At 71.6% G+C, this 4,883-nt stretch carries 3 protein-coding genes; 1 reads left to right on the top strand and 2 read right to left on the bottom strand.

The window, feature by feature from the left end; genetic code table 11:
- Positions 1-203: 203 nt before the first annotated feature.
- A complete protein-coding gene (locus tag ABZV34_RS37135) occupies positions 204-1,202 on the bottom strand; it encodes a hypothetical protein (RefSeq protein ID WP_356286991.1) in 999 nt (332 codons plus the stop codon).
- Between the two features lie 29 nt (positions 1,203-1,231).
- A complete protein-coding gene (locus ABZV34_RS37130; protein ID WP_356286988.1) occupies positions 1,232-3,025 on the bottom strand; it encodes a hypothetical protein in 1,794 nt (597 codons plus the stop codon).
- Between the two features lie 149 nt (positions 3,026-3,174).
- On the opposite strand from ABZV34_RS37130, the gene ABZV34_RS37125 reads away from it, so the two are divergent.
- On the top strand, positions 3,175-4,883 hold a 1,709-nt coding region (locus ABZV34_RS37125; protein WP_356286985.1), incomplete at its 3' end, for a helix-turn-helix transcriptional regulator.

Here is a 4,883-nt window from a genome sequence, read left to right as displayed (position 1 = left end):
GGCCCACCCGCGCGGGTACGGGCTTCCGGGCCGGAGCGCCCCCCGCGCGCCCCGGACCGAAACCTTCCTGTGCCGGGTCCGAACCCCGGTCGCACAGGACGTCACCCGGGCGCCGGTCCCCGCGGGGGAGCGGCGGCTGCCGGATGCCGACTCATGGGCACCTGAACGATGTTCCGGCGAGGCGAGCAGGTCTCGCACGGCCCTCAGCCCTCCCCGCCGGACTCGGTGAAGACGAACGGTTCCAGAAGCCGCCGGTCCGCCGCCCGGTAGCCCGGACACACGACGAAGGCGACGGGGCGGCCCGCCTCGCAGGAGAGCCAGAGTGCGTGCTCCCGAGGGTCCGCCACGATGCCGGGCTCCACCGAGAAGTCGAAACGGCTGGCGTATCCGCTCTCCTTCATGGCACGGGACAGGTTCGAGGCCTCCGCGCCCACGCGCTCCAACAGTCTCTGGTGCTGCTGATCGAGCCCCACCCGCCCGGTGTCGGTGGTGATGCGGGTCAGCTCGTCGAGGTCTGGTTCCCCGACCCCGTCGTGTTCTTCCGGGCCGAACAGCGCCACGCACAACCGGCGGATCAACTCGGCCTGACGGCGTACGACATCACGGGGCCGCTCCGCCGCCAGCCGGGGCTGGATCAGATCGGGCATGCGCTGCGTGTACAGCGCCTTGAGTCGTCCCGCGAGGTCGTAGTGGACGAGGAAATCCTCCCGGGTGAGGTCGGTGCGCTCGTCCACCTGGGCGACGCGCACCAGGTCCAGCACCTCACCCACCTCGTCGAGGAGACGGCGGATGTCGGCGACGGTGCTCTCCAGTGCCAGAGCCCTTTCGTCCACCTGTTCATGACGCGTCGTCAGCTCGGTGAGCCGGTCGCCGAGCGGGCCGAATCCGGCCAGGGCGTCCCGTAGCCGGGTGTCGAAGCCCCGCATCCGGCGCTCCACCCGCTCGGCCCACCCGCCCATCTCGGACTGTGTCCGCGAGCGCAGCGCGGCCCACTCCGCGTCGGCGTCCGCCTCCAGTTTCCGGACCCGGGCCTCCAGCGCCTCCAGGCCGTCCAGCCTGACGGTCAGTTGCTTCCATTCGGACTGCGGGATCAGGAAGGCCGTCTCCTCCTCCACGGGGCGCGGTCCGCCGACGGCGGGGCGGTCGCCGGACCCGCCCCCGGCGTCCTGCGGGGTTTCGGCCTTGTGGCGGTTGAAGAACACGGTTCCTCCCTCGGGGTGTCCGGCCATGGCTACATCCGGTCGAAGTCGACGGAGACCCGGTTGGTCTCCTCGGTGGCCGGGTCGAACACCTCGACCCGGAGTTCACTGGCGCCGAAGTAGAACAGCAGCATCACGGCGCGCTCTCGCAGCGGCCTGCCGACGGTGCTGCTCAGGTCGACGGTCAGCCGGCCGATCTCCTCGCACCCGTCCTCGTCGACGTACCGGGGATCGGGCTCGGCCGTGCGGTACAGAGGTACGTCCAACTCGAGCTGCTCCTCGCGGACCGGCATGATGCGGAAGGGATAGGCGTCCTTCACCCGCACGGCGTCCGTGCGGCGTACGGCGATGCCGAAACGGCCGACGCACAGCACATCGCCCTCGTCGTCGCGGTACATGCGCATCGCGGAGTCCACACCCTCCTCGAAGGGCTTGGCCGTCTCGAATCCGTAGGTGTACTTCGCCTGCCGGGAGACGAACACGTCGGGCCGGTAGGCGAAGTGGACGGCACCCTCCAGGACCGCGAGGGCCGGATCGGGCGGGACCAGGACGCGGTGCCGGCCGCCGAAGCGGGCGCGCATCCGTTCGCGCAGCCACTCGGACCGGGCGAACCCGCCCACCAGGACCAGGGTCTCGGGCTCGGGGCCCGTGCCCCCGGTCCGCGCGATGGTGGCCAGCTGCTCCGCGACCTTGTCCAGGATGCCGTCCACCATCTCGTCGAGCAGTCCCTCCACCTCGTCCGGCGGGAGGACGATCTGCCGGGGCAGGCCGCCCGCGTCCCGGGTCAGCCGCGCCCGCACCGGCTCGTCGAGGAGGGTCCACACGACGGCCGGAACCTCGATGCGCACCGGATCCAGCACGTGCGCGACCGAGGAGGCGTCCCGCTCGACCTCGACCGTGCGCTTGGCGTGCTCCCACTGCCGGGACATCCTCAACAACTCGCCCGGATGGTCCCGTTCGATGCGCTTCAGGACCGCCGGCCCGAACCGCTCGCCGAGTGTCGTGTCCCGGAACGCCTGGTTGACGTACTCGGAGCCGAGATGTCCACCGGTGGCGAGGCCGATCTCGCGCAGCGCGATCGACGGTCCGGCCCCACTGTCCGACTCGTAGGCCGTGATGTCGACGGTGCCGCCGCCGCAGTCGATCACCACGAACCGGAATCCGTCGAGATGGAGGGGCAGCCGGGCGGGCTCGGAGGGAGCCGCGTCCCCGTCCGCCATCCGCAAGTAGCAGTACAGCGCGGCGGCTTCCGGCTCGATGGCCAGCAACAGGCGCTCCGGATCGTCGGGGAAACCCGCGTCGACCGCGGCCCGCCGCATCACCGCCTTGCCCTCGTCGTCCCAGATCGCGGGGACCGTGATGCACCAACGGACCTCCCGTTCCGCGTACTTCATCCCCCTGATCTCCGCCATCGCCAGCTCGCGGATCTCCTTGAGGTACGCGGTGGTCAGTTCCCGCACCCGGCCCCGGTCGTCGAGATCGACGAAGCCGCCCACCGTCGGCATGTCCGACATCGTGCCGCCGCTCTGCCACGCCGTCTTGAAGGCGTAGGCGTAGCCGAGCCCGTCAGCCTCCCCCTTGGCGAGGGCCTCGGCCCACAGACCGTGGGCCCGGTGGCCCCAGGCGACCGTCGCGCCCCCGGCGGACAGCAGGATCGCGGTCAGGTTCTTCGGGTAGTCCAGCTGACGGCCGGGGAACCGGGTGAAGAACTGCACCCTCCTGGTGCGCGGATCGTCGTTCAGAGGAGTCCTCACCGCCCAGGCGAAGCCGGTGCCATGGGTGCCGAAGTCGACCGCCGCCACCACTTTGGGACCGTCCGCACCCATGCCCGAGGCTCCTGTCTGCCGGTGTCCGCGCGCTCGCTCCCTGTAAGCTCGCTCACACACAGACTGGTGGGTTTCCGCGCCAACGCGGAGCGGTCGGCTGTTGCCAACGATTTCTGGCAACAGGTGCCAGGGCGCGAGCCGTTGGAGGGATGACGATCGAAGTGAACGCGTTCGGCGCGGAACTGCGCCGGCGTCGGACGGCGGCCGGGAAGTCGTTGAGCGAACTGGCCGAAGAGGTGCACTGCAGCCGCAGTTTCCTGAGCCGGATCGAGACGGGCCAGCGGCGTGTGACCCGCGAACTCGCGCAGCTCTGCGACGAGCGGCTGGACGCCAAGGGCGTGCTGCTCGCCCTGGTCCCCGATCCCTCTTTCGAGCGCATCTCGAAGACGGTCGGCGCCGGTCCGCGGGAGCGGACCGGAAAGGTGGTGAAGTCATCGCCGGGCCAGGGCGGTTCGGACGTCGCCCGGCGGCGCGACGAGTTCGACCGGCTGCTCAGGCGCGGGGACCTCAGTCATGCCACCGGGGACATGCGGGAGGCGGAACGTCTCTATCGGGCGGCGTACGCGAGTGCCGAGGGCGATCCGTCGGCCCAGGCGGAGGCCGTGATCAGAATGGCCCGCCGCTGGTCGGATCCCGGACAGGTCGACCACGAACTGCTGCAACGGATCAGGGAGAGTCTGGCCGCGCTGGGGCAGGACGGGGGAGTGGAGGCCGCCGCGCTGCGCCTGCGGCTCAACGCGCACCTGGCGAAGAAGCTGTCCATGGCCGTCAGTGAGGACACCGCGGCGGGCCGGGCGGGGCCTGAGCAAGGGGCACGACTGGCGCGTGGCACGCTGCGCCGGCTGGCCGTGGACGGCAAGGACGACGAGGTGCGCTGCGAGGTGCTCACGGAATGCCGTTGGGGCCTGTACGACTTCGTCCCCACCGCCGAATCCCTGTCGCTCTCCGAACGGTTGCGCGACGCGGCGGCGGGACACGACTCCGCGTACTTCCGTGGCGAGGCGCTGATGGCCCTCGCCATCGACCAACTGCGCGTCGGCAAGGTGTACAGCGCGCTGGCCACGGCGAACCAGTACCGCAAGCACGCCGCCGACACGCGCAGCGTCCTCGCCGTCTGGCAGCAGCGGACCCTGGACGCCCTGCTCGATCTGTGGCACGGCCGGTTCGAGCCGGCGGCGGGCTGGATCTTCGGCGAGTCACTGACGTTCGTCGAGCGATTATCGGCCGATCTGGCCGTCCCCGCCGACAACCTTCAGCAGACCCGCCTCGGACAGGCCTACTGGCTGCTGCGGGAACAGGGCCGGATGGCGGACCTGTTCGCCTCCGGTCTGGCCGACACCGTCGAGCGGCACGGCTACTTCCCGGTCTGGCGGGCCGGTCTGGCGCTCGCGCTGTGCGAGACGGGCCAGTACGCCGAAGGCGCGGACCGGCTCGTGGGATTCGCGCACGACACCGCCGACTTCACCCGCTTCCCGCCCTCCGGGTGGGCGGTGCCCACGCTGGTCCTGCTCGCCGAGGTGAGCGCCGCACTCGACGCTCGCGGCGGATTCGAGACCGAACTGCGCGAGGTCGTACCGGGCCTGCGCGACCGTCTGGCCGCCCATGACGGAGAGGAGATCGCCCTCGCGGGCTGGCCCACCGTGCTGGTCGGCCCGACCGCCCGGGCCCGTGGGCTGCTCGCGCTGGCCGCGGGGGAGCCGGACACGGCGCTCGCCGAATTCCACGTGGCCGCCGAGCCGGTGCGCTCCTCCCAGCCCCAGCTGGCCCGTCTGCGACTGGCCCGCGCCCGCGCGCTGCGCAGGACGGGCCGCCCCGGCACCGCCGCCCACGCCTCCCGGCTCCTGCGGGAGGCGCTGCG

The organism is Streptomyces sp. NPDC005195 (genome assembly GCF_040608315.1).
Classification (GTDB): domain Bacteria; phylum Actinomycetota; class Actinomycetes; order Streptomycetales; family Streptomycetaceae; genus Streptomyces; species Streptomyces kaempferi.
This window is presented reverse-complemented; position numbering and strand designations above follow the sequence as displayed.

Coding starts and splice junctions, on each gene's coding strand:
- ABZV34_RS37130 (WP_356286988.1), bottom strand. CDS start 3,025: ATGGGTGCGGACGGTCCCAAAGTGGTGGCGGCGGTCGACTTCGGCACC.